The 679-nt window shown below is 40.1% G+C and carries 1 protein-coding gene; it reads left to right on the top strand.

Features of this window, described 5'->3' with window-relative positions:
* Positions 1 to 131: 131 nt before the first annotated feature.
* A partial coding sequence (locus A3756_RS18705; RefSeq protein ID WP_068554273.1) for a LysE family transporter occupies positions 132 to 679 on the top strand: 548 nt, incomplete at its 3' end.

Genomic DNA, 679 nt, shown 5'->3' with positions numbered 1-679 from the left:
AACTCTTGGACAGTATGAACAATAAGCAGGTTAAGTATGCAACTACTTATATGCAGGGAAGCCTTCGTTCCAAATAAAACCACCCTGTTTCTTCGCCATTATTAGTAGGGTTGTAACCTACTGGGTATATCATGTATTTCGCATTAGCAGCATTAACTTTTGGCTTAGTGGCAGGGCTGAAACCGGGGCCTTTAGGTGTGTTTGTGATTCATCAAACCATGTCAAAAGGTAATTACAATGGGTTTATGGCTAGCCTTGCACCTATTGTAACCGATGGGCCAATTATACTTCTGGCATTGCTGTTAACGTTGCAGCTTAATGATATAGGCTTGTTTATCTCTGCGATTTCTGTCTTTGGCTCTATGTACCTAGCTCTTATTGCATACAAAATACTTAAAACTCCAAACAACATCGACCCTAGTGTCGGGGGTAGCAAAAGCTCAAGCTTAGCTACGGCAGTAAAAATTAACTTCCTAAATCCAGCACCGTATATATTTTGGCTAACTATTGGCAGTAGCTATATTTTCATGGGCTCTAATATAGAGGCTGTTGTATTTATTGTTTGTACATTATTTAGTCTGTGTATTACGAAATTTTCTGTGGCTCTCTTTATTAAAGCCTTAGGAGAGCGGTTCAACCCGAGAGTTTACGCTGTCGTGCTTAAGTCGCTTTCTGTACC

Source organism: Oleiphilus sp. HI0086, assembly GCF_001635225.1.
Note: the sequence above shows the minus strand (reverse complement) of the source record. Positions and strands in the feature narration are given on the sequence as shown.